Source organism: Streptomyces sp. NBC_01351, assembly GCF_036237315.1.
In the GTDB taxonomy this organism is placed as follows: Bacteria; Actinomycetota; Actinomycetes; order Streptomycetales; family Streptomycetaceae; genus Streptomyces.
Map to the genome: position 1 here is coordinate 5510464 of NZ_CP108356.1, position 25632 is coordinate 5536095.

Sequence of the window (25632 nt, forward strand, 5' to 3'; positions counted from 1 at the left end):
CGCGCGGGTCAGTGTGTCTGAGCCAAGTCCCGTTCGGAATCCGGCTGTTCCTCCGTTTCGAGGCGGCGGCGGCGCCGCAGCACCAGGAAGACCGTCAAGGCGCCGAGGAGCACCAGGAAAAGCCCCAGGGCGGGCCAGGGGACGGCGATGAAGTCCGTCTCGGACTTCGACACCAGCTCGGGGTGGGCCGCCGCACCGGCGGTGATCCTGACGGTCACCCAGTCCGACTGGGGGGCGTCCGGCCACGGTTCGGTCAGCTCGATCCGCTGGCCGGGAAGCAGCGCCAGCTTCAGCTCCCGGGCCGGCCGGTCCAGCACCTCACGCCCGAACAGGCCCTCGGCGGACACCGTCACGCGGGGGTCGACGACCACGTTGCCCCGGTTGACCAGCGTGTACGTGATCGCGGCGTGGGCGTCCTTGACCCAGGGCAGCAGCGGCGCCGACCGCTCGACCTTCACGTCCTCCACGCTCAGCCCGGGCGTCAGCGGCCCCGGCACCCGGAGGTACAGCCGGGCGCCCACCGAGCGCTTCACCCCGACCTGGACCTTGCCGTCCTGCTGCACGCCCTCCACGGCGGTGTTCAGGGCGACGATCCCGCCGACGTGGTCGCCGGGCGTCGCGTCCTCCGGGACCTTCACGGTGAACGGGATGTCCTTGCGGCCCTTGGCGGGCACGGTGACGGTGGACGCCGTCTCGGGCGGCAGCGCGATCCACGTGCCGACGTCCTTGGGCTTCGTCTCCACGGGCAGCAGTGCGAAGGCGCCGCCCGAGGGGGTGTTCACGGCGTCGGTGGCGAAGACCTGGAACGTCAGCTCCTTGTCGGAGGAGTTCAGGATCGTGACGCTGTCGCCGACGGAGGTCCCGGCCGGGCCCTGGTGGAAGAAGTAGGCGCGGTCGGTCATCGCCGCACCGGCGGCGGGTGTGGGGAAGACCCCCCAGGTGCCGTTGTCCGCGGCGGTCGCGGTCGCGGCCGTGGCGGGGAGCAGGCCCACGCCCAGCAGCAGGCCGAGGAGCAGACCGTACGGGGAGGTGCGGGTGCGCATGGGAGGTTCTCCAGTCGGCGCGGAGACGGGGAAGGGGTGGTGCGGCGCCGGAGCGCCGCACCACCCTGGACGGAGCAGGCCGTACGGGTACGGGTTCGGGTACGCGTACCCGTACGGGTTACGCGATGGAGAAGGTGACCACCGACTGGTAGGTGTCGGCGAACATGAACGGCGGGAGCTGGATCATCCCGGCGCCGCCGACGGCGAACTCGCCACCGGTCAGCTCGTCCCCGCCGGCGTTCTGCGAGGCGATCTTCAGCGGGACGTCGGTGATCGCGCCGGGCGCGCCCGCGGTGCAGGTGCTCGGGCTGTCCGGGTTGGTGACCGTGCAGGACGGCTGGATGCCGATCTGCGCCTTCGCCATGGAGTGGCCGGTCGTCGTGTTCAGGAACGGCGTACGGGTCGCCGTCAGGTCCCAGCCGAGCGAGCCACCGCGGAAGTCCTGGACGGTCGCGGCGTTGAACACGCCGGTCAGCGACTGGGACTTGCCGTTGATGGTGACCGAGCCGAAGTTGACTGCCGGCTGGCCGTCCTTCGGGCCGAGGGCCAGCGGTCCGGGCAGGACCTCGACGTCGACCGGGTTCTGGACCCCGACCGCCTTCTCGATGTAGGAGAAGGACTTGGACGTGGTCGCACCGTCGATCTTGATGGCGTCGGCCTTCTTGGTGACCGTGAGGTTGCAGGTGGCCACGCCGGAGGCGTCCGCCGAGCCGGTTCCGGCGTCACCGGTCGCCGCGCCCGCGAGCAGGGCGGAGCAGGTGACGGGCCCGGCCGCGAAGTTGGCGCCCGTGACGACGACGGGGGTGCCCGCCTCGCCGCTGTTGGGCGTCAGCTTCGTGGTGACCGGGTCCTTGGGCAGGGCCTCGACCGCGACCGAGCCGACGACGGCGCTGGGACGCGGGTTCGGGGTGCAGATGGTCGTGAAGACCGAACCGCCGAGGTTGGCGTCGGTGACCATCTGGTCGATCCTGACGTCGACCGTGGTGCCCTCGGTGCCGTCCGGGACCTTGATCGTGCCCACGACGGGACCCGGGTCGAGCGGCACGCCCGGCTGGACGGTGACCGTCTCGGGGGCACCGGTCACTGTCTGGAGCCCCGCGCCGACGACCAGGGCGATCTTGGTGGTGTTCACCGTGGTCACCGCGAAGGCGGGTATGAGCGGGCTGGTGCCCGGGTCGATCGTGATCGGGACGGTGTCCCCGGCCTTGGCGCCGTCCGGGAGGGTGACCGTGAAGTTCTGGGTGCCGGATGCGTCGGACTGCGGCGCGGGGGCGTCGCAATCCACAAAGATGGGCGTGGTCTTGGTCGCGGCGTGAGCCGTCCCCGCCAGACCCACGACGCCACCGGTCAGGGCCAGGGACAACGCGCCCGCCCCGGCCAGAACTCTTCGTCGGAACGTTGTACTCACTGGGTCGCGACTCCTTCGTCAGACGAACCCCTCCCCCCACCCGCTGTGTGGGGGAGGTCGAGCCGGTGCGGTGGCCGATATTGACGCGTCGCCGTGATGAGAAGTCAATGACTTGTTTTCGCAGGAAGCACACAGAAATTGATGGGCCATCAGGGAGAGTCTGATGGCCCATCGGATACCGACCGGTCGGGGTGGCGGTCCGGCCTCCCCCGGGTCTCCTGCGGTCTGGCGGTCTGGCGGTCTGGCGTCTAGCGGTCGGTCGGAGCGTGCAGGAGCAGGTTCGGGGTGCCGGGCGGGAGTTCGCCGAGGTGGTCCGTGACGGCCGAGCGCAGCAGGGCCTGGGAGACCTGCGCCGGGGTCCTCGCCACCCCGCCCGCCAGGATCAGCGCGGCCACGCCCGCCGCGTGCGGGGCCGCCATCGAGGTGCCGGAGGCGCGCGCCGCGGCGGTGGGGGAGCCCTTCCAGGCCGAGACGACGGCCACGCCCGGCGCGGCGAGGTCCACGCAGGGGCCGTGGTTGGAGAACCGCGCCCAGCGGTCTCCGGAGTCGCTCGCGCCGACCGTGAGCGCCTCGGGGACCGCGGCGGGGGAGCCGGAGCAGGCGTCCTCGCCGGCGTTGCCGGCGGCCGCGGTGAAGGTGATCCCGGAGGCGACGGCGCGGATCACCGCCCCGTCGAGGGCGTGGCTGCGGGTGCCGCCCATGCTCATGTTGGCCACCGCCGGGGTGGCCGGGTTGCGGGCGGCGTCCTTCACCATCCAGTCGATGCCCTTGAGGATGCCCGAAAGACTCCCGGAACCCCGGCAGTTGGCCACCTTCACGGAGACGAGGGAGACGCCCTTCGCGACCCCGTACGTCTGCCCGCCGAGCGTCCCCGCGACGTGCGTGCCGTGGCCGTTGCAGTCGCCGGAGCTCTCCAGGAACACCGCGTTGTAGCCGCTGCGGGCGCGGCCGCCGAACTCCTGGTGGCGGACGTTGATCCCGGTGTCCAGGACGTACGCGGTGACGCCCTCCGCCTTCGTGGCGTACGTGTACGAGCCGTCGAGCGGGAGGTCGCGCTGGTCGATCCGGTCCAGCGGCCAGGGGGGCTGCGGCTGTGTGCGCGGCTGTGTGTCGGAGATGCGGAACTCGGTGTCCGGTTCCACCGAAGCCACCCGGGGGTCGGCGGCCAGGGTCGCGGCGCGGGAGGGGGTGGTGCGGACGGCGAAGCCGTTCAGAGCGGTGTCGTAGACGGCCCCGACCTCGTCCCCGGCGTCCGCCGCCTCGGCGGCCAGGGCGTGGGTGGGGGCGCGGGAGGTGGCGTCCTTGAGGACGACGACGTAGGCGGCGGTGGGGGCTTCGGCGTCGGTGGCGTCGGAGTGCGGCGTCGGGGCGGTGGCCGTGGTGGCGGCCGCGAGGAGCGCGGCGGCCGGCAGGAGTGCGGCGAATGCGGTCATGCCGCCGATGCTCGGCGAGCGGCGGGGCGGGCGCGCGGAGGGTGCGCCGACTGGCGGCACGACACGCCGCCGCGGGGGGTAGGGCCGGGCCGCGCCTTCCGGGGCGGGGCTGGGTGCGCGCGGGCCGGCCCGGCTGGGGCGGGGCCGGTGCGCGTGGGCCGGCCCGGCCGGGGCCGGGCGCGCGCCGGGGCGTCTCCTCGGGCGTCGAACGGTGCCAGGGGTCGGTGGGCCGAGGGGGGTGCGTTCGACGCCCTGCGGGGACGCCCCGACACACACCCGGCCCCGTCCGGGCCTGCGGGTGTCGGCCTGGCGCATGCCCGGCCCTGTTTGGGCCTGCGGGGATGCCCCGGTGCATGCCCGGTCCGGTTCGGGCCTGCGGGGATGCCTCGGCGTATGCCCGGTCCGGTTCGGGGCGGTGGGGATGCCTCGGCCCCGTTTGGGATGGTGGGTGTGGAGGTGTTTTAGGGGGTGAGGGGCCAGCCGCGCATGGTGAAGGTGCCTTCGTCCACGGCGGCGGCGGAGTCGTAGGTGGCCAGGGCTGCCTCGTTGTCGGTGTCCACGCCCACCCACATGCCGTAACAGCCGCGCGCCTTCGCCTCGTCGGCCAGCGCGAGCGTCAGCGCCCGGCCGATGCCGCGGCGGCGGTAGCCCTCGTCCACGGAGAGTTCGTACAGGCACATCTCGGTGCCCTTGTCGGGGTGGGTCATCTCCACGCCCGAGACCATGCCGGCGGGCACGCCATCCACGTACGCGATGAGCATCAGGTGGCCCTGGGCGGCGAGGAACCGCTCCGACCACTCGGGGTGGGCCGGTCCGTCGAACAGGGACTCGGCGGCGGTGAGTTCGGTGGCGGTGACGGCCCGGCGGATGTCCATGGCGGCCACGATAACGGCGGGTGGGCCCTATGCGTCGCGCACCGCGAGGGCGGCCGCGTAGCCGGTCGGAGCCGGGAGGTCCGTCAGGAGCCAGTCCGGGACGGCGGCCGGGGTGGGGCCGGAGCCGACGTACGGCTCGTCGATGCCGAGGGCGATCCCGGTGCCGATGCCCTTCAGGCAGGCCTCCTTGCGGGACCAGACGCGGGCCAGCGCGGACCGGCGGTCCGCCTCCGGGAGGGCGGTCAGTTCGGCGGTCTCCCTCGGGTGCAGGTTGCCCAGTACGTCGGCCACCGCCTGCGCGCTCGGGTACTCCTCGATGTCGACGCCGACCGGCTGCGGGGCGAGCGCGACGTACGCCACGTCGCCGCTGTGCGAGAGGGAGAAGTGCACCCCGCCGCCGGCCACAGCGGGCCGGCCGTGCGGGCCGGCGCAGCTCGGGCAGTCCTCCCGGACCAGGACGACCTCCGCCGGAGCCACCCCCAAGTGGCCGCCGAGCAGCACCCGCAGCCCGATGTGCGAGGCCGTGTACCGGTGCCGGTCGGCGGGCCGGTGCTTCAGCCCGGCCTGCTTCAGCTCGCCCGCGTCGAGCACTCGCGCCGCCTCGGCGACCGCGATCCCGCCGACCACGTCCAGCCCGGTGTCCAGGGCCCACACCGCCACCGCCGCGCCCTCGGGGAGCGGTCCGGTCCGCAGTGCGTCGCCGCCGAGCTGGTTCACGTAATCGGTCACCCGCCCGAGACTAGACGACGTGGTCGGACGGCTGGTTAGGCTGACCCCCGAGTGATCGTCCGGAGGGGGAGCAGCGTGCGAAGTGCAGTCGTGACGGCGGGAGATGACAGGATCCGGTGGGTCGAGCTCGCCGGGGAGAAACCGGCGCGCGTGTACGTGCACGGGCTCGGATCCACCTCGCCCGCCTACTACGCGGCGAGCGCCACGCATCCGCTGCTGGCCGGACGCCGTTCCCTGCTGGTCGACCTGCTGGGCCACGGGCACAGCGACCGGCCCGAGGACTTCGACTACACCCTCGAAGCGCACGCCGACGCACTGGCCGCAGCCCTCGTCGCGGCCGGCGTGGAAGGCGCCGAGCTGATCGCGCACAGCATGGGCGGGGCCGTCGCCATCGTGCTCGCCTCCCGCCACCCCCACCTGGTCTCCCGGCTGGTGCTCGTCGACGCCAACCTGGATCCGGCGCCACCCGTCCCCGCCGCCGGCAGTAGCCGCATCGCCGGCTACACCGAGGAGGAGTTCCTCGCGGGCGGCTGGGCGGAGGTCCGCGACCGGGTCGGCGCGCACTGGTGGTCCACGATGCGGCTCGCCGGCCGGACCGCGCTCTACCGCACCGCCGTCCACCTCGCCGCGGGCACCATGCCCACCATGCGGGAACTGCTGTTGGAGCTGAAGATCCCGCGCGGCTACCTGCTGCCCGAGGCCGACGGCCCGCTCCCCGGCGCCGAGGCCCTGGAGGCCGCGGGCGTCACCGTGCTGGCCGTGCCCGACTGCGGGCACAACATCATGCTGGACAACCCGGACGCGTTCGCCGAAGCCACCGCCACGATCCTGGCCAGGGACTAGCGCGCGCTCGCCGGGGCTGCCGGGGCGCCGGAGTGCTGCCCCGCGCCCGGGGACGGGGTGCCGTCGGTCCAGGCGTAGACGCGCTTGCCGCGCACCGCGACCTGGTACTGGAACCGGTCCCGGCACTCGGGCCGCACCTCGGCCCGGATACGCCCCGGCCACCACCTGGCGCCCAGCTCCGGATCCTCGATCCGGTGCGGCGTGCCCGCCGTGCACTGCGGGCCGTCGAGCGGGATCTCCCCGAGGTTGAACCGGATCAGCCGGGCGTTGCCGTCGGTGCGCACCCGTATGCGGACGTCGGTGGCGTCCTTGGGTATCCACGAGGGCAAAACGAACGCCTGGTTCCCGCGCGTCGGAGCCTCGGCGGCGGTGGCGAACCTCTTGCCCTTCTCCTTGAACACGCGGTCGTCGATCGTGTCGGACAGGGGGTTGGGCGGGAGATTGGGCAGCGCGAAGGCGGCGGTGGCGAGGACTCCCACGGTGGCGGCGGCGATGACGAGCGGGCGGCGTTTCATGCCTTTCAGTCTCGGCGGAGGGACCCCTCTCGCGCGTCCCTCCCCAGGACCAATCGATTCCCCTGCCGCAGGTCCCATACGGCGTCATACCTGAGAGGGAGCCGGATCAGGAAGTAACCGGACGGAGCCCGGAGCAGTTGGCCGGGGGAGACCCGTAGTCACCTCCCCCCACCTCCGAGGAACGCCATGCGCCGCTTCGCCCCCCTTCTCGCCGCCGCCGTCGCGGTGCTCGCCCTCGCCCCGTCGGCCGTGGCGGCCCCGGAGGTGCCGGCCGACAAGCCGCAGGTGCTGAGCCGCTGGACGCAGACCGGCGCCGCCAGCCAGCAGGAGTGGGCCCGGGCCCGCGAGAACCGGAGCGCGTGGGACTCGTACGCCTTCGACTGGTCGACGGACCACTGCACCGGCGCCCCCGAGGAGCCCTTCGGCTTCCCCTTCGCGACGGCCTGCGCCCGCCACGACTTCGGCTACCGCAACCACCGCGCGGCAGGCCTGTTCCCGGCCGCCAAGGCCCGCCTGGACGACGCCTTCCACGCCGACCTCGGACGGGTCTGCGACCGGTACGCGGGCGCCCGCAAGGCCTCCTGCGACAGCACCGCGTGGCTCTACTACCAGGCCGTCAAGGGCTTCGGGATCCCCGGCACCGGACTCCTCACCGGAGAGTGAGGGGCTCGGCCCCGGCGCTCCGGCCCGACCCCGGCTCCTCGGAGATGCCGAACCGGTCGTGCAGGGCGCGCAGCGGTTTCGGGGCCCACCAGTTGGCCCGGCCGGCGAGCCGCATGGACACCGGTACGAGGACCGCCCTGATCAGGGTGGCGTCGACGAGGACCACCACCACCATGCCGATGCCGAGCATCTTGAGGAAGACGATCCCGGACGAGGCGTACGCGGCGAACGACGCCGCGAGGACGACCGCCGCCGCGGTGATCAGCGGGCCGCCGCGCTCCAGGCCGGCGGCGACCGCGCCCGTGTTGTCGCCCGTGCGGTCGTACTCCTCCTTGATCCGCGCCAGCATGAAGACCTCGTAGTCCATCGAGAGGCCGAAGGCGGTGCAGAACATCAGGATGGGGATGCTGGGCTCGATCGAACCGCTCGCGGTGAAGCCGAGCGGGCCCGACAAGTGCCCCTCCTGGAAGACCAGTACGAGGACCCCGAACATCACCCCCATGCTCAGGATGTTCAGCAGCACGGCCTTCACCGGAAGCAGCACGCTGCCGGTCATCAGGAACAGGACCAGGAGAGTGGTCACCAGGATCAGCCCGAGGACCAGCGGCACCCGGTCGACCAACACCGTGCGGAAGTCGCGAAGTTCTGCGGGGTAGCCGCCGATCGTCGTTCCCGGGGCCGTCGTACGGATCTCCGAGAGCACCCGGTCGACGTCCCGGTCGAGTCCGCGATGGGTGGCGACCACGGAGAACCAGGTGCCCCGCCCGCCCGAGAACCGTTCGGAGTGGCCGTTCGGCTCGGTGATCCTGCGCCCGTCGGCGTACGAGCCGGTGAGCGCGTCGACCTGGTGGACCTCGGCGATCCGGGACAGGGCCAGGGCCGTGGCCTCGATCTCCGCCGTGTTCGTCCCTGCGCCCGTCGGGCTGGGCCGCAGGACCTGGATCGCGTCCATCTCCTCGGCGGCGAAATTGTCCCGGATCTCCTGCTGCACGACCCGGCTGGAGACGTCCCGCGGCAGCACCCGCTCGTCCGGAACGCCGAAGGAGAGCCCCAGCGCCGGTGCGGCCAGCCCCAGCAGCACCACCAGCGCCGGGATCCCGTACAGCAGCGGCCGGCGCATCATGCGCAGGGCGGTGCCGTGCCACCAGCCCCGCGCGGGGCGGGCGGTGTCGCCCTTGCGGGCGATCCGGTGGCCGAGGCGGGCCAGCGCGGCGGGCAGGATCACCAGCGCCGCGAGGACCGAGGTCAGGACCGTGGTGATACCGGCGTACGCGAACGAACGCAGGAAGGGGAAGGGGAAGAGCAGCAGGGCGGACAGCGAGAGGACCACGGTCAGCCCGCTGAAGGCGACGGTGCGGCCCGCCCGGGCGACGGCCCTCTCGACGGCCTCGGGTACGGACCGGCCGGCCCGCAGCTCCTCGCGGAAGCGGTCGATGACGAAGAGGCTGTAGTCGACGCCGAGTCCGATGCCCATCACCAGCGCCAGGTTGGCGGCGAAGGTCGACACGTCGGTGACGAGGGTGACACCGCGCAGCAGCGCCAGTGAGGTGATCACCGAGAACAGGCCCATGCCGAGGGTGAGCAGGGCGGCCGAGAACCGGCGGTAGACGGCGAACAGCAGGAGCAGCACGAGCGGAACGACGATCGCCTCCGCCCGCAGGAAGTCCTTGCGGGCCTGTTCGGCGGCCTGCCGGAACACCTCGTCCCCGCCGCCGACCCGAACCTTCACCACGGAGCCCGGACCGGATCCGTCCCGGGTGAAGTCGGGGGAGAGGCCGGCCAGCCTGGTTCGGGCCTCGGTCACCGTCCCCGACAGCCGGGCGATGATCAGGGCCTGCTTGCCGTCCTCGCCGCGCATGGTCGGCGTGTTGTCGCGCGACCAGTACGAGAAGACCTCGGCCACCCCGTCCCGCCCGGCCAACTCCTGCTCCAGGGCGCGGCCCTCGGCGGCGACGGCGGCTTCGTCGACGGTGCCCCGCGTGGCCGTGACCATCAGCAGCACACCGGGCGTGCCCGTCCCGAACTCCCGCTCCAGGACGGCCCGGGTGGCCACCGACTCGGAGCCGGGGCTCTCGAACCGGCTCAGGACCAGCCGGTCCATGGTGCCGGCGGCCAGGACCAGCCCCAGTACGGCGAGTGCGACGCCCGCCAGGGTCAACAGCCGGGCCCGGCGGGCGGCCACCCGCCCCCAGCGCTGCAGAAGGGGACGGTCGGACCGGTCTGTACGCGGCATGTGCTGCTCTCCGAACGAAGGGGAAGGGGAGTGGAGGGACGGGCCCCGCTTCACCTTCGGGGAGAGGGCTTGACCAGCCGCTGGAACGATCGCTGACCGTCCGGGATCTCAACGGCCGGACGGCGACCGGTAGAACCTGCCGGTAATGCCTAGCCTGGCGACCCGGCGGCCTGATGGCCTGCCGGGGGTTTCGGTCGGGGGGAAACGATGTCTGGTGTGCTGTTGCGCGAGCGCGGCTTCCGCGACTCCGAGGGCGACGGACCGGGCGGCTCAGCACTGTGCTTCCGGCTTCTGGGGCCGCTGCGGGTCACCCGCGGTGCGACGGTGCTGGAGCTGGGACCGCCCCGGCAGCGCGCCCTGCTCGCCGTGCTGTTGCTCAGGCCCGGCCTGGAGACGGGCGTCGATCAGCTGGTCGAGTCGCTGTGGGGCGAGGACTGCCCGGCGTACGCGAAGAACCTGATCCAGAAATACGTCTCGGGCCTGCGCGCCCTGCTCGCGGCCGGCGAGGGCGGGGAGGGCGGGGAGGGCGGGGGCCCGGGTGTCCGCCTGGAGTGGTCGGGGAGCGGCTACCGGATGGACGTCGGCCACTGCGAAGTGGACCTGTACGCCTACGAACAGCTGGCGGCGGCCGGCCTGGCCGCCACCCGCGACGGCGACCTCGTCCGGGCGGCCGAGCTGCTGGAAGAGGCCCGCACGATGTCCACGGGGCCCCTGGCCGAAGGACTCGAAGGTCCCATGCTGGACCGCGAGCGGCTCTACCGCCAGGAGCGCTTCCTCGCGGACATGGAGGTGCGCGCCGAACTGGAACTGGACCTGGGCAGGCACCGCAACGCCGTCCCTTACCTGCACTACGCGGTGCACAAGTACCCGTTGAGGGAGCGGTTCCTGTGGCTCCTGATGCTCGCCCTCTACCGCTCGGACCGCGGGAACGAGGCCTTGGCGACGTACGCCGCCCAGCGCGCCCGGGTCGTGGAGGAACTCGGCGCCGAGCCCGGCCCGGCCCTGCGGTCCCTCCACGCGCTCCTGCTGCGGCAGGACCCGCAGCTGATGGTGATGCCGGCCCTGCGCCTGGACGGCCACGCCCCGTTCGGCCTGCCGGGCACATAGGTTCGGGGGATGGGCGTCGTGGTGACCGGCCGTGTGCGACCGAGCGGAGTGTCGGGGCGCGAGTTCGAGCCAGGCGATCATCTTCCGGTCGCCGCGCGGCGCGTCTGGAGCAGTGCCCGCGAGGCCGTAATCGGACGAGCATGAATTCGGGTCGTCCGTCGGCAAGCGCGTGTAAGACCTGCGGCGCACCTGCCTGACGGCCGGGCCGAACAATGGAGTCCCGCCTGCCCGGGTGCCCGCTCGGGCGGGCAATTGCGCCCCTGGCTTGCTCGCTGCTTATGCCCGCTGTGTCACTGGCCGGCCGGTCTATCTGCAGAAGCGCATCGAAGGCCCGCAGGAGCTGCCCGAACAGCCGGCAAGAACCGTCCGAAGCCGGGTGCGGCCGGACTGCCGACGCCTCGGCAAGGAGTGGTGAAGGGGTGGTGACGGGGTTTATGTCACCGCTACGGAAGTCGCGCTAAAGTGCCGCTGACCTGCGCGGAAACCCTCCCGGGAGAGAGTCCTCGGGATGGTGGACAGGAAGTGCCCCCGGCAGGACTCGAACCTGCGGCCAAGTGCTTAGAAGGCACCTGCTCTATCCACTGAGCTACGGGGGCCGGAAGTGGCCGCGGTGGGCCGTGCCGGGTCAAGGATAGGGCTCCGGTTGCCTTGTCCCGGTTGCTTCACCCGCGTGCCACGATGTGTAGGTTCGGTGAAGCGGTCCCGATAATCGCAGGCAGGTGCGATTCTCGCACCGCTTTTGCGCCGCGGCGCCCTGGGTGTTGTGCACTCGTTATGCCTGCGTCCCACTCGTCCACTGTGTCCAGGATGTCCTTCTGGAGTAGCGCTCGGCGCGCAGAGGACTTATAAGCTTCAAAAATGGTCCTAAATTGGGCATTCTTCGCATGTGGTGACCTTGGATGTTCGGCCTCAGCTGCTCGATGCCCTGTCCGCCCTGCGCGACCGGGTCGCGTCCGTGCGTCTGCCGCTGCCCCTGCCCGGCGCCCCACGCGCCCGCCAGACCAGAGCGGAGCTGCTCGCGCAGCTCGACGACTACCTCGTACCCCGGCTGAAGGCGCCCGAGGCGCCCATGCTCGCCGTCGTCGGTGGGTCCACCGGGGCCGGTAAGTCCACCCTCGTCAACTCCCTCGTCGGCCGCCAAGTGAGTGAAGCGGGGGTGCTCCGGCCGACGACGCGCATCCCCGTGCTCGTCTGCCATCCGGACGACCACCACTGGTTCGCCGGGATGCGGGTGCTGCCCGACCTGATGCGGGTCTGGGTGCCGCACGACGAGGACGAGGGCCCGCCGGCCCTACGGAAAGACCCCCGCGACCGGGGCCGCGGACCCGGCCACGTGACCCGCGAGATGCGGATCGAGACCGTGTCCACCCTGCCCCGCGGCCTCGCCATCCTCGACGCCCCCGACATCGACTCCCTCGTCGTCGAGAACCGCACGCTCGCCGCCGAACTCATCTGCGCCGCCGACGTCTGGGTGATGGTCACCACCGCCTCGCGGTACGCCGACGCCGTCCCCTGGCACCTGCTGCGCACCGCCAAGCAGTACAAGGCCACGCTCATCACCGTCCTCGACCGGGTCCCGCACCAGGTGCTCGCCGAGGTCTCGCGCCAGTACGCCGCGCTCCTCACCCGGGCCGGGCTGGGCGACGTACCGCGCTTCACCGTGCCCGAGCTGCCCGAATCCGCCGGTGGCGGCGGGCTGCTGCCCGCCAGCGCCGTCGCACCCCTCTTCGCCTGGCTCGCCCACCACGCGCAGGATCCGGCCGCCCGCCAGTACGCCGTCGGCCGGACCGCCCTCGGCGCGCTCGACTCCCTCTCCCGGCGGATGCCCGAGCTCGCCTCCGCGGTCGCCGCCCAGCACGCCGCCGCCGTACGGCTGACCGTCGCCGTCGAGGACGCGTACAAGAGGGAGGGCAAGCGGGTCCAGGGCCGCCTCGACCGGGGCGCCGTACTCGCCGGCGACGCCCTCACCCGCTGGCGCGGCTACCCCCTCGACACCAGCGCCGACGAACTGCTCGACTCCCTCGCCGACTCCCTCGCCGCGCTCGTCCAGTGCGCGGTCGCCGGCGCCGACGAACGCATCGCCGAGGCCTGGAAGCGCGAGCCGGCCTCCGGAGCCGTCCCGCTGCCCGCGCCCGACAGGGAAGCCGGCGAACGCATCGGCATGGCCGTACGGCGCTGGCGGCGCGTGCTGGAGGAGCTCGCCGAGGAAGAGGTCACCCACCTCGACAGGCAGCCCGCACCCGATCCGGACGCCGTCGCCGCCCTCCTCGTCGCCGCCCTCCTCGGCGGCAAGCGGGCCCGCCCCGCCGGGGAGCGGCTCGCCGAACGCGTCGGCGCCCAGGCCGCCCTGCGACTGCGCGACCGGGGAGCGGAACTGGTCCGCGAGCACCTCGACCAGGTGCTGCGCGCCGAACGCGACCGCAGGCTCGCCCCCCTGGAGGCGCTCGAAGTGACCCCCGAACCTCAGGCCGAGCTCATCGCCGCACTGTCCGTACTGCAGAAGGAGAGGTGACGAGGTGAACGCCCTGACCGACCCCGACCGCGACCGCACCGACGACCGCTGGGACGACGGACTCATCGCGCGCTCGCGCCGGGCGGGAGCGGACGAGGGCGAAGACGAAGCGGGCCCGGACGGCGACGAGGCGCTCGTACGGGCCGTCTCCGGCGCCGGCAGCGACGGCGGCAAATCGGCCGCGCCCCCGCTCAGCGCCGAGGGCCAGGCCCTGCGGGTACGCCTCGACGCGCTGCGCCAGCTCGTCGGGCTGTCCCGGACCAGGCTCGACGGCAAGACCCTCGCCGAGGCCGGGCGGGTCCTGGACGAAGCGGCCGCGCGCCGCGGGCTGTCACCGCAGCACACGGTCGTCGCGATCGCGGGAGCCACCGGAAGCGGCAAGTCCACGCTGTTCAATTCACTCGCCGGAGTGCAGATCTCCGAAACCGGGCTGCGCCGGCCGACCACCGCCGCACCGATCGCGTGCAGCTGGTCGGACGGGGCCGCCGGACTGCTGGACCGGCTGGAGATCCCGGGCCGGCTGCGCCGCCGCCCCCGCGAGACCTCGGAGGCGGGCGCCCTGCGCGGCATGGTCCTCGTGGACCTGCCCGACCTGGACTCCGCGGTCGGCGCCCACCGCGACCACGTGGACCGCGTACTGGCGCTGGTCGACGCCGTGGTGTGGGTGGTGGACCCGGAGAAGTACGCGGACGCCGTCCTGCACGAGCGCTACCTGCGGCCGCTCGCCGGGCACGCGGAGGTGACCTTCGTCGTGCTGAACCAGTTGGACCGGCTGCCCGGAGAGGCCGCCGACCTCGTACTGGACGACCTGCGGCGGCTGCTGGACGAGGACGGGATCGCACTCGGCGAGCACGGCGAGCCGGGAGCCACCGTGCTCGGACTTTCCGCCCTGACGGGTGAAGGCGTCGGGGAACTGCGCGAGCTCCTCGCACAGTTCACCCAGGAGAAGGGCGCCCCGACCCGCCGGATCTCCGCCGACGTGGACCGCGCGGCCGTGCGCCTGCGGCCGCTGTACGTGGCCGACGGGCACGCGGGGCCGGAGATCGGGGAGGCCGCGCGCGCCGAGTTCGAGGACCGGCTCGCCGAGGCGGTCGGGGCGTACGCGGTCGGCCTCGCGGCCGAGCGCGCCTGGCGGCGCAACGCCGGCAAGGCGTGCGGCACGCCGTGGCTGCGGCTGTGGCGGTGGTACGAGAGCCGCCGCGCGCCCCGCACCCTGGCCGGCCTGGCGGCGCTGGCCGCGATCGGCGGCCGCGGCGCCGCCCCCGAACAGGGCCCCGTCGAGGAGGAAGTGACCGCGCGCCAGCGCGTGGAACAGGCCGTACGGGCGGTCGCCGACGAGGCCGTCACCGGCCTGCCCGAGCCCTGGGCGCAGGCGGTGCGGGAGACGGCGGTGCGCGGCGCCGAACGGCTCCCGGAGGCACTTGACGAGATCGCGGTGACCCTCGGCGCGGCGGTCGCCGTGCCGAGCGCGAAGCCGCCGAGGCCCGCGTGGTGGCCGGCGGCCGTGCTGGGGCAGGCGGCCATGACGCTGCTCCAGATCTACGGCGGGCTGTGGCTGGTCGGGCAGATCATCGGGGTCCTGGAGCCGACGCTGATGCCGCCGGTGCTGCTGATGGTGGCGGGCATCGTCGGCGGGCCGCTGGTGGAGTGGGCCTGCTCGATCGCGGCCCGGGGCCCGGCGCGCCGCTACGGGCAGGACGCGGAGCGCAGACTGCGGCAGGCCGCGGCCGGCTGCGGGCGGGGCCGGGTGCTGGAGCCGGTCGCGGCGGAGCTGCTGCGCTACCGGGAGGTGCGGGAGCAGTACGCGGCCGTCGCCGCAGGGGGGACGAAGTTGTCCACAACCCGTCAGTAGTCCACAGGCCCGAGCGGGCGTCGGCGGCTCGCCCCAGCATGGTGCGTAGCTCGTACGGATGGTCCGTGCGGGCTCGGGACCGAGGGGGAGGGCGGCCGGGATGAACGACACCCAGGTGACGCTGGTGGGGTTCGTGGCGACGCGGATCGACTTCAAGGAGATGGCGGGCGGCCCGTCGGCCAGATTCCGTTTCGCGGTGACGCCGCGCTACTACGACCGGCGCACGGAGTCCTGGACCGACGGCGCGACCAGCTTCTACACCGTGTGGGCGCGGCGCTCGCTCGCCGTGAACCTGGCCGGCTCCGTATCGGTCGGCGAACCGCTGGTGGTGCACGGCCGGCTGCGGGTCCGGGACGATCCCGCCGACGCGGAGGGCAACCGGTGGTTCTCGGCGGACATCGACGCGACCGCCATCGGGCACGACCTGAACCGGGGCACGGCGGCCTTCCGGCGCGTGGTGAAGACCGACACCCCACTGATGCCCACTCAGAAGGCGGCGGTGGTCTGAGTGTTCGAGGCGGATAGGATTCCCCGGTACTCACGGGCACCTGGGTCTTTGGCCCGAAGGGGAAGACTGTGTCGATTGCCGTTCCCGCATCCTCCGCTCCTGATCCCGCTCCTTCCGTACGGGGCTCCGCACGCCGCCCCCTGGCGGTGGCCCTGCTGGCCGCCGCCCTCACGGCAGCGCCGGGCGGCGCCCGCGCGGCCGCCGACTCCGGCCCGGCGGCGCCCCGGGCGCCGGAGGGCGCGAGCGCCGTGCTGGACGGGCTGAAGACGTACGGGCAGGCGGTCCTGCACTCCGGCGACGGATCCGTGCGGCTCATCCCGGCCGGCCTCTATGAGATGCGGGTCGACGGCGGCGGCATGCTCCAGACCTACGGGGTGGGCGTGGGCGGGAACGCGCAGCCGCAGTCCCGGTACACGGAGAGCGGCTGGAACGGCAGCCCGCTCGCGGGGAACGGGGACGCGGGCCGGATTCGCTGGGTCCTGGAGCACTCCTACCCCCAGCTGAACGATCTGGCCGGGCTCGCCAAGGCGGCCGGGGCCGGGGCGCTCACCGCGGAGAGCGCTGCGGCCGGGACCCAGGTGGCGATCTGGCGGCTGGCGGACAGGGTGCAGGTCGAGGCGGCGGACCCGGCGGCGGAGAAGCTCGCGGACTACCTCCAGAAGGCGGCGGGGCGGCTGCCGGAGCCGCCGGCCTCGCTGGCGCTGGACCCGGGAGACGTCTCGGGGGCGGTGGGCACCCGGATCGGCCCGGTGACCGTGCGCACCGGGGCGCGGAGCGTGTCGGTGGTCCCCGACGCCGCGGCCCTCGCGATGGGGGTGCGGGTGGTGGACGCCGAGGGGCGGCCCTTGGACACCGCCGCCCACGGCACCCGCCTGTACTTCGAGGTGCCCGTGGGCACGCCCGACGGGGTGGCCTCGGTCACCGTCCACGGGGCGACCAAGGTGCCGGTCGGCCGGGTCTTCACCAGCGAGGTGCCCGCGCAGGCGCAGATCGTGGCCGGCTCCAGCGAGTCCGCATCCACCGCCACCGCGACGGCGCTCTGGCCGAAGCCGCCGGCCGCCCAGCCGGGCTCCACCGCCGACCCGGCGGGCGCCGCGGCCCTGGGCACCCGCGCGGCACCCGTCTCGCCGACCAGCCCCGAGGAGGAGCGCCTGGCCGCCAGCGGGAGCTCGGCGGCCACCCCGGTCATCGCCTCCCTGGCGGTGGGCCTGGTGGTCCTGGGCGGGCTGGTGGTCATCCTCCTCCGCAAGCGGCCGCTGGACGAGGAGGAGCAGGCGTAGCAGGAGCAGGCGCAGGGCCTGTCCTTCGGGCCGGGCCCCGGCCCGGGGTTCGGATCCGGCTGCGTGGGTAGGCGAACGGGGATGACCGATCACCAGCTGACCTGGCCGGGCGTTCTCGCGGGGTGGGACCGCCGACTGTTCGACGCCGTGGCGCGGCGGCACTGGCCCGGGGCCGACCGGGTGCTGCCCGGGCTGGGGCGGGCCGCGAACCACGGTGTGCTGTGGGCCGGGGCCGCCGCGGCCATCGCCGTCTTCGGCTCGGCCGGGGCCCGCAAGGCCGCCGTGCGCGGGGTCGCCTCGCTGGCCCTGGCCTCCGCGACCATCAACACCGTCGGCAAGTGGTCCGTACGCCGGCCGCGGCCGCTGCTGGAGGGAGTGCCCGCGGCCCGGCAGCTCGCCACGCAGCCGCAGACCACCTCCTTCCCGTCCGGGCACGCGGCATCGGCCTTCGCGTTCACCGCCGGGCTGGCACTGGAGTCCCCGGGCTGGGCCGCCGCAGTGGCCCCGGTGGCCGCGTCCGTGGCCTTCTCCCGCGTGTACACCGGTGTGCACTACCCCTCCGACGTGCTCGCGGGCGCGGCGCTGGGCGTGGCCTCGGGGTTCGTCGTACGCAGGCTGGTGCGCGACGTCCAGGAGGCGCGGGTCGTGCCGGGGGAGGAACGCAGCGCCGTCGGGGCGCCCGCGCTGCCCGAGGGCGCGGGGCTCATCGTGGTGGTCAACAGCGGGTCCGGGACGGCGGCGGGCGCCGGGCTCGACGTGCTGCGCGCGAGCCTCCCCGAGGCCGAGGTGATCGAGTGCGCGGGCCCGGAGCTGCCCGCCGAACTGGAGGCGGCCGCCTCCCGGGCCACCGTGCTCGGGGTCTGCGGCGGCGACGGCACCGTGAACGCGGCCGCCACCGCCGCACTGCGGGCGGGGGTGCCGCTGGCGGTGTTCCCCGCCGGCACGCTCAACCACTTCGCGCTGGACCTCGGCCTCGCCGGCCCCGAGGACACCTGCCGGGCGGTGCGGGCGGGCCACGCGGTCCACGTAGGGCTGGGCCGCTTCACCCCGGGGCCGCACGGGCAGGGGGCGGGCTACTTCGTGAACAACTTCAGCATCGGCGCCTACCCGGAGCTGCTGCGGCACCGGCTGCGCTGGGCCCCGCGGATCGGCGGCGGCCCGGCCGCGCTGCTGGCGGCCTGGCGGGTCCTGCGCGCGGAGCGGCCCGTGCCGCTGCGGCTGGCCGGGCGGCCCCGGACCGTGTGGCTGCTCTTCGCGGGCAACGGCACGTACGGGGGCACCGGCCCGGCCCCCCACCGCCGCGACGGCCTCGGCGAGGGCCTGCTCGACCTCCGGCTCGCCTACGGCGGCGGCCGTCCCGGCCCCCGGCTCCTGGCCGCCGCCCTCGCGGGCCCCCTGAGCCGCTCCCCGGTCCACACCGCCACCCACCTGCGCAGCCTGCGCATCGGGGACATCCCGCCGGGCACCCCCCTGGCCTACGACGGCGAGTACGCCGAGTCCCCGGCCGCGGAGATCCTGCTGACCGGCCTCCCCGGCGCCCTGACCGTCTACCGCCCCCGCTGACCGGCCCCGGCCCCCGCCCCGCGCGTCAGGTCCCGTCCGGCCCGCCATCGGACGGGCCGAGCTCCCCGCCCCAGCTAGGGGGTCTGGACCATACGCGTTTCCCCCGGGGTATGGACGCCTGGCAAGATGGGGTGTATCTGCCCACCCATCGATCTGCCGGACGGTTTCTCTTGGCTGAGTTCATCTACACCATGCGCAAGACGCGCAAGGCGCACGGCGACAAGGTGATTCTTGATGACGTCACCCTGAACTTCCTGCCCGGCGCGAAGATCGGTGTGGTCGGCCCGAACGGCGCCGGTAAGTCCACCGTTCTGAAGATCATGGCTGGGCTGGAGCAGCCGTCCAACGGCGACGCCTTCATCTCGCCCGGCTTCACCGTCGGCATCCTCATGCAGGAGCCCAAGCTCGACGACTCGAAGACCGTTCTGGAGAACGTCCAGGACGGCGCCGCCGAGATCATGGGCAAGCTGAAGCGCTTCAACGAGGTCGCCGAGGAAATGGCGACCGACTACACCGACGCGCTCATGGACGAGATGGGCAAGCTCCAGGAGGTCCTGGACCACGCCAACGCCTGGGACCTCGACGCCCAGCTGGAGCAGGCCATGGACGCCCTGGGCTGCCCGCCCGGCGACTGGCCGGTCACCAACCTCTCCGGTGGCGAGAAGCGCCGCGTCGCGCTCTGCAAGCTGCTGATCGAGGCCCCGGACCTGCTCCTCCTCGACGAGCCCACCAACCACCTCGACGCCGAGTCGGTGAACTGGCTGGAGCAGCACCTCTCGCAGTACAAGGGCGCCGTCGTGGCCGTCACCCACGACCGGTACTTCCTGAACAACGTCGCCGAGTGGATCCTCGAGCTCGACCGCGGCCGCGCGCACCCCTACGAGGGCAACTACTCCACCTACCTGGAGAAGAAGGCCACCCGCCTCAAGGTCGAGGGCCGCAAGGACGAGAAGCGCCAGAAGCGCCTCAAGGAAGAGCTGGAGTGGGTGCGGTCCAACGCCAAGGGGCGTCAGACCAAGTCCAAGGCCCGTCTCGCCCGCTACGAGGAGATGGCGGCCGAAGCGGACAAGATGCGGAAGCTGGACTTCGAGGAGATCCAGATCCCGCCGGGCCCGCGCCTCGGTTCCATCGTCGTCGAGGTCAACAACCTCTCGAAGGCCTTCGGCGACAAGGTCCTCATCGACGACCTGTCCTTCACCCTGCCGCGCAACGGCATCGTGGGCATCATCGGCCCGAACGGCGCCGGCAAGACCACGCTCTTCAAGATGATCCAGGGCCTGGAGACGCCGGACTCCGGCGCCATCAAGGTCGGCGAGACCGTCAAGATCAGCTACGTCGACCAGTCCCGCGCCAACATCGACCCCAAGAAGACCCTCTGGGCGGTCGTGTCGGACGAGCTGGACTACATCAACGTCGGCCAGGTCGAGATGCCGTCCCGCGCGTACGTCAGCGCCTTCGGCTTCAAGGGCCCGGACCAGCAGAAGCCGGCCGGTGTCCTCTCCGGTGGTGAGCGCAACCGCCTGAACCTGGCGCTGACGCTGAAGGAGGGCGGCAACCTGCTGCTCCTCGACGAGCCCACCAACGACCTCGACGTCGAGACCCTGTCGTCGCTCGAGAACGCGCTGCTGGAGTTCCCCGGTGCGGCCGTGGTCATCTCCCACGACCGCTGGTTCCTGGACCGGGTCGCCACCCACATCCTCGCGTACGAGGGTGAGTCCAAGTGGTACTGGTTCGAGGGCAACTTCGAGTCGTACGAGAAGAACAAGATCGAGCGCCTCGGCGCGGACGCCACCCGTCCGCACCGTGCCACCTACAAGAAGCTCACCCGAGGCTGAGGCCGGAATCATGGCCAGACACCACTACCGGTGCCCCCTGCGCTGGGCGGACATGGATGCCTTCGGGCACGTCAACAACGTCGTCTTCCTCCGCTATCTGGAGGAGGCGCGGATCGACTTCATGTTCCGCCTCGCGCCGGGGGAGGGCAGTGAGTCCTTCACCGGCGGCTCCGTCGTGGCCCGCCACGAGATCGACTACAAGCTGCCCCTCGTGCACCGCCACGAGCCGGTCCTCATCGAATCCTGGGTGACCCGGATAGGCGCCGCGTCCCTGACCATCCGCTACGAGGTCAAGGACGAGGCGACGGAGGACGCGCCCGAGACGGTCTACGTGCGCGCCGAGACCGTGGTCGTGCCGTACAACCTCGCCGAGGGGCGGCCCCGCCGCATCACGGCCGAGGAGAGGCACTTCCTGGAGGAGTACCTCGACAAGCCGACGGCTCCCGGATCCGCTTCGGCTTCCGAAGGGCGCCTCGCGGCATGAACGAGCAGTTGCGCTTCGCCGACTCCGGGGAGGCGGCGGACCTCGCCGCCTTCCTGGGGCGGCTGGTGCACTACGACCGCGCCGCCGCGGTCCGCCTCCAGGCGGGCGGCGGCGCGCTCGCCGTGTTCGGCCGGCCGCCGTCCTTCGAGGTCCTGGCCGTCCGCACGGTGCGGCTCGCCGCGCCCGTGGGGACGCCGCTGGACGTGACGGTCTCCGCCGGTGAGCTCCTGGAGCACGTGGACGAGGCCTCGGCCGCGGCCACCGTGCCCGGGGCGGTCACCGGACCGCCCTGGACCGGGGTGCTCCCGCCCCGCGGCGGCTGGCAGCAGGTGCCCGGGCTGCCCGGCACCGAGCAGATGACGGCGGCCGTCGCGGCGGCCGTCGCCGAGTTCCGGGCCCGGGACGAGGCCCTGCCCCCGCAGCACCGGACCCGCTCCGAGCGCGACCGCATCGGCCGCGAGATCTGGTCCCGGACGCTGGGCGACACCGAGCTCCCGCTGCGCGTCGTCCACGCCGCGCAGTCCCTGGGCTTCCTGAGGCCCGTCCGGTCCACCGCGACCGCGGTCCCCACCGGCGGCCCGCCCGCGGACGCCCCCGACCCGGTGGCGCTGCTCGCCGCCGGGGCCTGGCTGCGGCTGCGCACCCCGTACGGCTCCGTCGCGATGCGCCGCCCCGGAGCCACCGGCGGCCTGGGCGCCCTCCTGGTCCGGCCGGTCTAGCACCCTCCGCGTTCCGCTTCGGGGTACGGTGCCGGATCCGCTCCGGATCAGCCCGCGGTGTTGATCATGGAGGCGGCCGCGTACGTCAGGTACTTCCACAGCTGCGCCTCGTGCTCCGGCGCCAGGCCCAGCTCGTCCACCGCGACCCGCATGTGCTTCAGCCAGGCGTCGTGCGCCGCCGCGTCCACCTGGAAGGGCGCGTGCCGCATGCGCAGGCGCGGATGCCCGCGGTGCTCGCTGTACGTGGTCGGACCCCCCCAGTACTGCATCAGGAACAGCGCGAACCGTTCCTCGGCAGGGCCCAGGTCCTCCTCCGGGTACATCGGGCGCAGCAGCGGGTCCTCGGCGACCCCCTGGTAGAAGCGCCGGACCAGGCGGCGGAAGGTCTCCTCGCCGCCCACCTGCTCGTAGAAGGTCTGCTCCTGAAGCGTGCCCCGCGGAATCTCATTCACCCGACCATCGTCTCAGACGCCCGGACGGAGGACCGAGGTCCTACGACTTGCCCGCACTCGCCTCCGGGGCCCCCGCGCAGCACAGTGGAGACATGGGCGCACACACCTCACGCACCACCGCGGTCCGGGATCTGCGGGAGACCGCGCACGCCGCCCAGGTGCGGGAGCTGACGACCGCCGGGGTGCTGGAGGATCCGCGCTGGCGCGCGGCCTTCGCGGCCGTGCCCCGGCACGTCTTCGTGCCGTACTTCTGGACCGGGCGCGGAGCCGGCCACGAGCGGCTCTGGGCCGAGGACCCCGATCCCGAGCGGCGGGCCCGCTGGCTGCGCGGGGTCTACGCCGACACCCCCCTCGCCACCCGGCTGCGCGACGGCCGGCTCGTCTCCTCCAGCAGCCAGCCCTCCCTGATGGCGAAGATGCTCGCGGCCTTGGAGGTGCGCGACGGGGACCGGGTCCTGGAGATCGGAGCGGGCACCGGTTACAACGCCGCGCTGCTCTGCCACCGCCTGGGCGAGGAGCACGTGACCACCGTGGACCTGGACGAGGAGATCACCGAGTCCGCGCGGTCCCACCTGGCGCAGCTCGGCTACCACCCGACCGTGATCACCGGGGACGGGGCGCGCGGCTGCCCCTCCACGGCCCCCTTCGACCGGATCATGGTGACCTGCACGCTGCCGATGATCCCGCTCGCCTGGCTCGACCAGTGCCGCCCCGGGGCGCGGATCCTGGCCCCGCTCTCGACCGGGCTGATCGCCCTCACGGTCCGGGACCCCGACTTCGCCGAGGGCCGCTTCCTGCACACCCCGGCCTACTTCGTCCCGCTGCGCGGGGCCATTGCCGGGCCGGTGCCCGCCGAGATCGGGGAGGTGCACGGGCTCCCGTACGAGATGGTGGAGAACGAGCGCTTCCAGTTCATGCTGGTGCTGACCGACGGGGTACTGCACCCCCGTGAGGCGCTGGACCTGTGGCGCCGGGAGGACCGGCCGGCCCGCGAGCGCTTCGGGGTCACCGTCGGCTCCGGAGGCCAGTGGTCGTGGCTCGACGATCCCCAGGGGCCCTACGTATGGCCCCTGGGGGACGGGTGAAGCGGGTGAAGCGGTCGGAGCGGTGCGTCAGCCGCGGCGGATCGTGATCGTGGTCCAGGCACCCACGTGGACGCGGTCGCCGTCGGTGAGCGGCACGGGGACGTAGGGCTGGATCGGGTCCTCGCCGCCGTTGATGGTGGTGCCGTTGGTGGAGTTCTGGTCCACCACCGCCCAGCTCAGGTCGGGCTGCTGGACGAGCACGGCGTGCGCGTGTGAGACGCCCGGGTCCTCCGGCGGCACCGACAGGTCGATGTCGGGGGACTCGCCCGTGGAGGCGCGGCGGCGGCCGATGGTGATCTGGCCGCCGGCGAGCGGAAGGTGCTGCTCCGGGGAGTACGCGGGCAGGTTGAGCCCGGCCGCCTCGGGGCCGCTGCGCTGCATCATCGCCATGAAGTACGAGCGGTCCGGGCCGATCGTCGCGGTCCAGGCACCGCCCTGGGCGGGGAACGCCTGCTGCGGGGGCTGCTGCTGGTACTGGGGCGCGAACTGCTGCTGGGGCGGCGGAGGCGGCCCCTGGTGGTGCTGCTGCTGGGGCTGGTGCTGCTGCGGGTACTCGTGCTGCTGGGGCGCCTGCGGAGGCGCCGGCTGCCGCTGCTGGTACTGCTGCTGCGGGGGCTGCTGGTACTCCGGCTGCTGTTGCTGCTGCTCGTGCGCGGGCGGCGGCAGCAGCCAGTCGTCCTCGCGCTGGAGCGGCTCGGCCGGCCGGTTCACCCGGGACGGCCGCGAGCCCTGGTAGTCGAAGTGGTCCTGCGCGTAGGTCGGCTGCCCCGGAGCGGGCGGCGGCGGAGGAGGCGTGGCGCCGGTGCGGGGGCCGAGACCGAGGCCGGTGCCCGGGCCGGCGTGCGGCGTCCGCGTGAGGTAGTTGTAGCGGCACTCCTCGCAGAACGGGGCCATGGCCTCGCGCGGGGTGCGGCACTGCGGGCAGAGCTCGGCCTGGACGGTCGCGGCACCACCGGTCGGGGGGAAGCCGTAGCCGTAGGAGGGTGCCGCGGGCGGAGCCTCCTGGGCCGCCATGCGGTGGCCGCAGACCTCGCACCAGTCGTCGGAGGCGGACTGGTGCCCGTTCGGGCAGGTCGGCATGGCGGCTCTTCCCCCTTCTTCTCCCCGCGGCATCACCGCAGGTCTTCTCAGGTCTTCTTGACTCGGACGGTCTGCGTCGACCGCGTTTCGAGGGTCATCTCGTCGGCGTCGGCGACCTTTGCTTTCAGCCGCACAGTACCCGCCACCGCATCCACGACATCCACCACCTTCGCCAGAAGCTTCGCAGTGTCGGCGTTTCCGGACGCGCTCGCCAGCTGTACGGCGCGTCCGAGCTTGGCCGTGGCGCCGTCGACATCGCCCAGTTTGCGCGCTTCCAGGCCCTGCTGGATAGCCTCCGCCAGCTCCGCCTGCCCGGTGTAGTGCGCGACCTGCGGGTTCATGGCCGTGGAAGCGGCCAGATCGCTCGTCCAGACCGCGCGGACCAGACCCTGGGCGAGGTTGGTCACCGGTTCGCCGGGCACCGCCGAGGGCAGGACGAGCGTCGCGCGGGCCGCGAGCATCTCCTGGCCCACGGCCGCTCCCGGGACACGGACGCACACGTGGTACTCGCGGGACTCGTCGCCCCACGAGCCGGTCGGGTAATCGCCGGCCCGCGGCCCGGCCTCGGTGCGGCGGTCGGTCAGATCCTGGACGGCGGGCGCGACCTGCTTCACGTACTGGATCTCCGCGCCGACCGGGGTCCACAGGCGCAGCGAGACGTCCGCGACCTCCTTGCCCATGACGTTCTCCATCATGCGCGTGAAGTCCCCGGCGAGGTGGGCCGGGTCGGCCACGATGTCGGCGGAGCCGAGGAGCGCGCTCGCGATGCCGGTGACCTCCTTGACCTCCCAGTCGGTGCCCACACCGCGGGCGTCGCAGGTGAAGCGGCCCGCGCACGCGTCCAGGGTGGCGCGGAGCACGGCCGGCTCCTCGTGCTCGTTGCGGCCGTCGGTGAGCAGGATGCCGTGCCGGATGGCGGCCGAGGACTGGCGCAGCAGCCCGTCGGCGAGCCGCAGCCAGGTGCCGATGGCGGTGCCGCCGCCGGAGCTGAGCCCGCGCAGGGCCTCCTTGGCCTGGGCCCGGGTGGCCGGGTCCGCGACGGCGAGGCGGCCCTGGCCCGGATAGACCTCCTTGGCCACGTGCGTGCCGGCGATCACGGCGAACGAGGTGCCGTCGCGCAGGGTGTCGATCGCGGCGGCGGTGGCCTCGCGGGCGCCGCGCATCTTGTCCGGCGGGTACTCCATCGACCCCGAGCAGTCGACCATGATCACGACGGCGGCCGTGCCGTGGGCGACGCTCGCGCGGGTGGCGGTCGCGCCACCGGTGGCGGTGACCGTGACGATCGCGTGGACGTCCCGCCCGCCCTCGGGGAGGAACTCGTTCTGGTACACCTCCACGCTGAAGCGCGGGGCGCTCGGCTTGGCGAAGTTCGCCATCGATTGGACTCCTTGGGGCTCGGGCGGGAGGGCGGGC

Annotated in this window: 22 protein-coding genes and 1 tRNA gene; 12 read left to right on the forward strand and 11 right to left on the reverse strand. The window is 73.3% G+C overall.

The features are described from left to right. Window positions 1–8: 8 nt before the first annotated feature. The 5 genes from OG625_RS25385 to OG625_RS25405 all read right to left on the reverse strand — a co-directional run bounded on the left by OG625_RS25385 (window position 9) and on the right by OG625_RS25405 (window position 5488). Entirely contained in the window at window positions 9–1043 is a 1035-nt protein-coding gene (locus OG625_RS25385; RefSeq protein ID WP_329385402.1) for a WxL protein peptidoglycan domain-containing protein, read from the reverse strand. Window positions 1044–1161: 118 nt separating this feature from the next. Next, window positions 1162–2451, reverse strand: a complete 1290-nt coding sequence (locus OG625_RS25390; protein ID WP_329385405.1) for a hypothetical protein — start codon at window positions 2449–2451, stop codon at window positions 1162–1164. A 248-nt stretch (window positions 2452–2699) separates the two neighbouring features. Then, on the reverse strand, window positions 2700–3884 hold the full coding sequence (locus OG625_RS25395; protein WP_329385408.1) for a S8 family peptidase: 1185 nt from the start codon (window positions 3882–3884) through the stop codon (window positions 2700–2702). A 461-nt stretch (window positions 3885–4345) separates the two neighbouring features. Then, a complete protein-coding gene (locus OG625_RS25400; protein WP_329385411.1) occupies window positions 4346–4759 on the reverse strand; it encodes a GNAT family N-acetyltransferase in 414 nt (137 codons plus the stop codon). A gap of 27 nt (window positions 4760–4786) precedes the next feature. Next, window positions 4787–5488 (reverse strand): 4'-phosphopantetheinyl transferase family protein, encoded by a 702-nt coding sequence (locus tag OG625_RS25405; protein WP_329385415.1) that lies wholly within the window; start codon window positions 5486–5488, stop codon window positions 4787–4789. Window positions 5489–5563: 75 nt separating this feature from the next. On the opposite strand from OG625_RS25405, the gene OG625_RS25410 reads away from it, so the two are divergent. Beyond that, window positions 5564–6331: an alpha/beta fold hydrolase gene (locus tag OG625_RS25410; protein WP_329385418.1), complete on the forward strand. Its 768-nt coding sequence runs from the start codon at window positions 5564–5566 to the stop codon at window positions 6329–6331. On the opposite strand, the gene OG625_RS25415 is transcribed toward OG625_RS25410, so the two are convergent. Beyond that, the gene (locus OG625_RS25415) at window positions 6328–6846 is read right to left on the reverse strand and encodes a hypothetical protein (RefSeq protein WP_329385421.1); all 519 of its coding nucleotides are present in this window, start codon (window positions 6844–6846) and stop codon (window positions 6328–6330) included. The two genes, OG625_RS25410 and OG625_RS25415, sit on opposite strands and share 4 nt — an antisense overlap. Before the next feature lie 186 nt (window positions 6847–7032). On the opposite strand from OG625_RS25415, the gene OG625_RS25420 reads away from it, so the two are divergent. Further along, window positions 7033–7509, forward strand: a complete 477-nt coding sequence (locus tag OG625_RS25420) for a phospholipase (protein ID WP_329385424.1) — start codon at window positions 7033–7035, stop codon at window positions 7507–7509. Here the strand turns inward: OG625_RS25420 and OG625_RS25425 are convergent. Continuing rightward, the gene (locus OG625_RS25425; RefSeq protein ID WP_329385427.1) at window positions 7496–9742 is read right to left on the reverse strand and encodes an MMPL family transporter; all 2247 of its coding nucleotides are present in this window, start codon (window positions 9740–9742) and stop codon (window positions 7496–7498) included. The genes OG625_RS25420 and OG625_RS25425 overlap by 14 nt on opposite strands. A 207-nt stretch (window positions 9743–9949) precedes the next feature. On the opposite strand from OG625_RS25425, the gene OG625_RS25430 reads away from it, so the two are divergent. Next, window positions 9950–10849: an AfsR/SARP family transcriptional regulator gene (locus tag OG625_RS25430; RefSeq protein ID WP_329385430.1), complete on the forward strand. Its 900-nt coding sequence runs from the start codon at window positions 9950–9952 to the stop codon at window positions 10847–10849. Between the two features lie 523 nt (window positions 10850–11372). Here OG625_RS25430 and OG625_RS25435 read toward each other — a convergent pair. Beyond that, a tRNA-Arg gene (locus OG625_RS25435) sits at window positions 11373–11445 on the reverse strand. 299 nt (window positions 11446–11744) lie between these two features. Between OG625_RS25435 and OG625_RS25440 the strand changes: the two genes are divergently transcribed. From OG625_RS25440 to OG625_RS25475, 8 genes are all read left to right on the forward strand, one after another. Further along, window positions 11745–13361, forward strand: a complete 1617-nt coding sequence (locus OG625_RS25440) for a dynamin family protein (protein WP_329385433.1) — start codon at window positions 11745–11747, stop codon at window positions 13359–13361. 4 nt (window positions 13362–13365) lie between these two features. Further along, window positions 13366–15213 carry a GTPase gene (locus tag OG625_RS25445; protein ID WP_329385436.1) on the forward strand — a complete coding sequence of 616 codons (1848 nt, stop codon included), beginning with the start codon at window positions 13366–13368 and terminating at the stop codon, window positions 15211–15213. A gap of 100 nt (window positions 15214–15313) precedes the next feature. Beyond that, window positions 15314–15721: a single-stranded DNA-binding protein gene (locus OG625_RS25450; RefSeq protein WP_329385438.1), complete on the forward strand. Its 408-nt coding sequence runs from the start codon at window positions 15314–15316 to the stop codon at window positions 15719–15721. Window positions 15722–15789: 68 nt separating this feature from the next. Beyond that, window positions 15790–17001 carry a thioester domain-containing protein gene (locus OG625_RS25455; protein WP_329385441.1) on the forward strand — a complete coding sequence of 404 codons (1212 nt, stop codon included), beginning with the start codon at window positions 15790–15792 and terminating at the stop codon, window positions 16999–17001. A gap of 81 nt (window positions 17002–17082) precedes the next feature. Continuing rightward, window positions 17083–18564: a bifunctional phosphatase PAP2/diacylglycerol kinase family protein gene (locus OG625_RS25460; RefSeq protein ID WP_329385443.1), complete on the forward strand. Its 1482-nt coding sequence runs from the start codon at window positions 17083–17085 to the stop codon at window positions 18562–18564. A gap of 170 nt (window positions 18565–18734) precedes the next feature. Next, window positions 18735–20399: an energy-dependent translational throttle protein EttA gene (gene ettA, locus OG625_RS25465; protein ID WP_329385446.1), complete on the forward strand. Its 1665-nt coding sequence runs from the start codon at window positions 18735–18737 to the stop codon at window positions 20397–20399. A gap of 10 nt (window positions 20400–20409) precedes the next feature. Then, complete coding sequence (locus OG625_RS25470) at window positions 20410–20883, forward strand: acyl-CoA thioesterase (RefSeq protein ID WP_329385448.1); 474 nt, start codon at window positions 20410–20412, stop codon at window positions 20881–20883. Beyond that, window positions 20880–21602, forward strand: a complete 723-nt coding sequence (locus tag OG625_RS25475) for a hypothetical protein (RefSeq protein ID WP_329385451.1) — start codon at window positions 20880–20882, stop codon at window positions 21600–21602. Before OG625_RS25470 ends, OG625_RS25475 begins: the two co-directional genes overlap by 4 nt. A 47-nt stretch (window positions 21603–21649) precedes the next feature. Here OG625_RS25475 and OG625_RS25480 read toward each other — a convergent pair whose 3' ends face one another. Continuing rightward, on the reverse strand, window positions 21650–22054 hold the full coding sequence (locus tag OG625_RS25480) for a globin (protein WP_329385453.1): 405 nt from the start codon (window positions 22052–22054) through the stop codon (window positions 21650–21652). A 92-nt stretch (window positions 22055–22146) separates the two neighbouring features. On the opposite strand from OG625_RS25480, the gene OG625_RS25485 reads away from it, so the two are divergent. Continuing rightward, on the forward strand, window positions 22147–23139 hold the full coding sequence (locus OG625_RS25485; RefSeq protein WP_329385456.1) for a methyltransferase domain-containing protein: 993 nt from the start codon (window positions 22147–22149) through the stop codon (window positions 23137–23139). Between the two features lie 27 nt (window positions 23140–23166). On the opposite strand, the gene OG625_RS25490 is transcribed toward OG625_RS25485, so the two are convergent. Together OG625_RS25490 and OG625_RS25495 are read right to left on the reverse strand one after the other, a co-directional pair. Further along, entirely contained in the window at window positions 23167–24219 is a 1053-nt protein-coding gene (locus OG625_RS25490; RefSeq protein WP_329385458.1) for an FHA domain-containing protein, read from the reverse strand. A gap of 47 nt (window positions 24220–24266) precedes the next feature. Further along, a complete protein-coding gene (locus OG625_RS25495; protein ID WP_329385461.1) occupies window positions 24267–25595 on the reverse strand; it encodes a VWA domain-containing protein in 1329 nt (442 codons plus the stop codon). Window positions 25596–25632 lie beyond the last annotated feature (37 nt).

Coding starts and splice junctions, on each gene's coding strand:
- OG625_RS25385 (WP_329385402.1), bottom strand. CDS start 1,043: ATGCGCACCCGCACCTCCCCGTACGGTCTGCTCCTCGGCCTGCTGCTG.
- OG625_RS25395 (WP_329385408.1), bottom strand. CDS start 3,884: ATGACCGCATTCGCCGCACTCCTGCCGGCCGCCGCGCTCCTCGCGGCC.
- OG625_RS25400 (WP_329385411.1), bottom strand. CDS start 4,759: ATGGACATCCGCCGGGCCGTCACCGCCACCGAACTCACCGCCGCCGAG.
- OG625_RS25415 (WP_329385421.1), bottom strand. CDS start 6,846: ATGAAACGCCGCCCGCTCGTCATCGCCGCCGCCACCGTGGGAGTCCTC.
- OG625_RS25420 (WP_329385424.1), top strand. CDS start 7,033: ATGCGCCGCTTCGCCCCCCTTCTCGCCGCCGCCGTCGCGGTGCTCGCC.
- OG625_RS25425 (WP_329385427.1), bottom strand. CDS start 9,742: ATGCCGCGTACAGACCGGTCCGACCGTCCCCTTCTGCAGCGCTGGGGG.
- OG625_RS25430 (WP_329385430.1), top strand. CDS start 9,950: ATGTCTGGTGTGCTGTTGCGCGAGCGCGGCTTCCGCGACTCCGAGGGC.
- OG625_RS25450 (WP_329385438.1), top strand. CDS start 15,314: ATGAACGACACCCAGGTGACGCTGGTGGGGTTCGTGGCGACGCGGATC.
- OG625_RS25460 (WP_329385443.1), top strand. CDS start 17,083: ATGACCGATCACCAGCTGACCTGGCCGGGCGTTCTCGCGGGGTGGGAC.
- OG625_RS25470 (WP_329385448.1), top strand. CDS start 20,410: ATGGCCAGACACCACTACCGGTGCCCCCTGCGCTGGGCGGACATGGAT.
- OG625_RS25475 (WP_329385451.1), top strand. CDS start 20,880: ATGAACGAGCAGTTGCGCTTCGCCGACTCCGGGGAGGCGGCGGACCTC.
- OG625_RS25485 (WP_329385456.1), top strand. CDS start 22,147: ATGGGCGCACACACCTCACGCACCACCGCGGTCCGGGATCTGCGGGAG.
- OG625_RS25490 (WP_329385458.1), bottom strand. CDS start 24,219: ATGCCGACCTGCCCGAACGGGCACCAGTCCGCCTCCGACGACTGGTGC.
- OG625_RS25495 (WP_329385461.1), bottom strand. CDS start 25,595: ATGGCGAACTTCGCCAAGCCGAGCGCCCCGCGCTTCAGCGTGGAGGTG.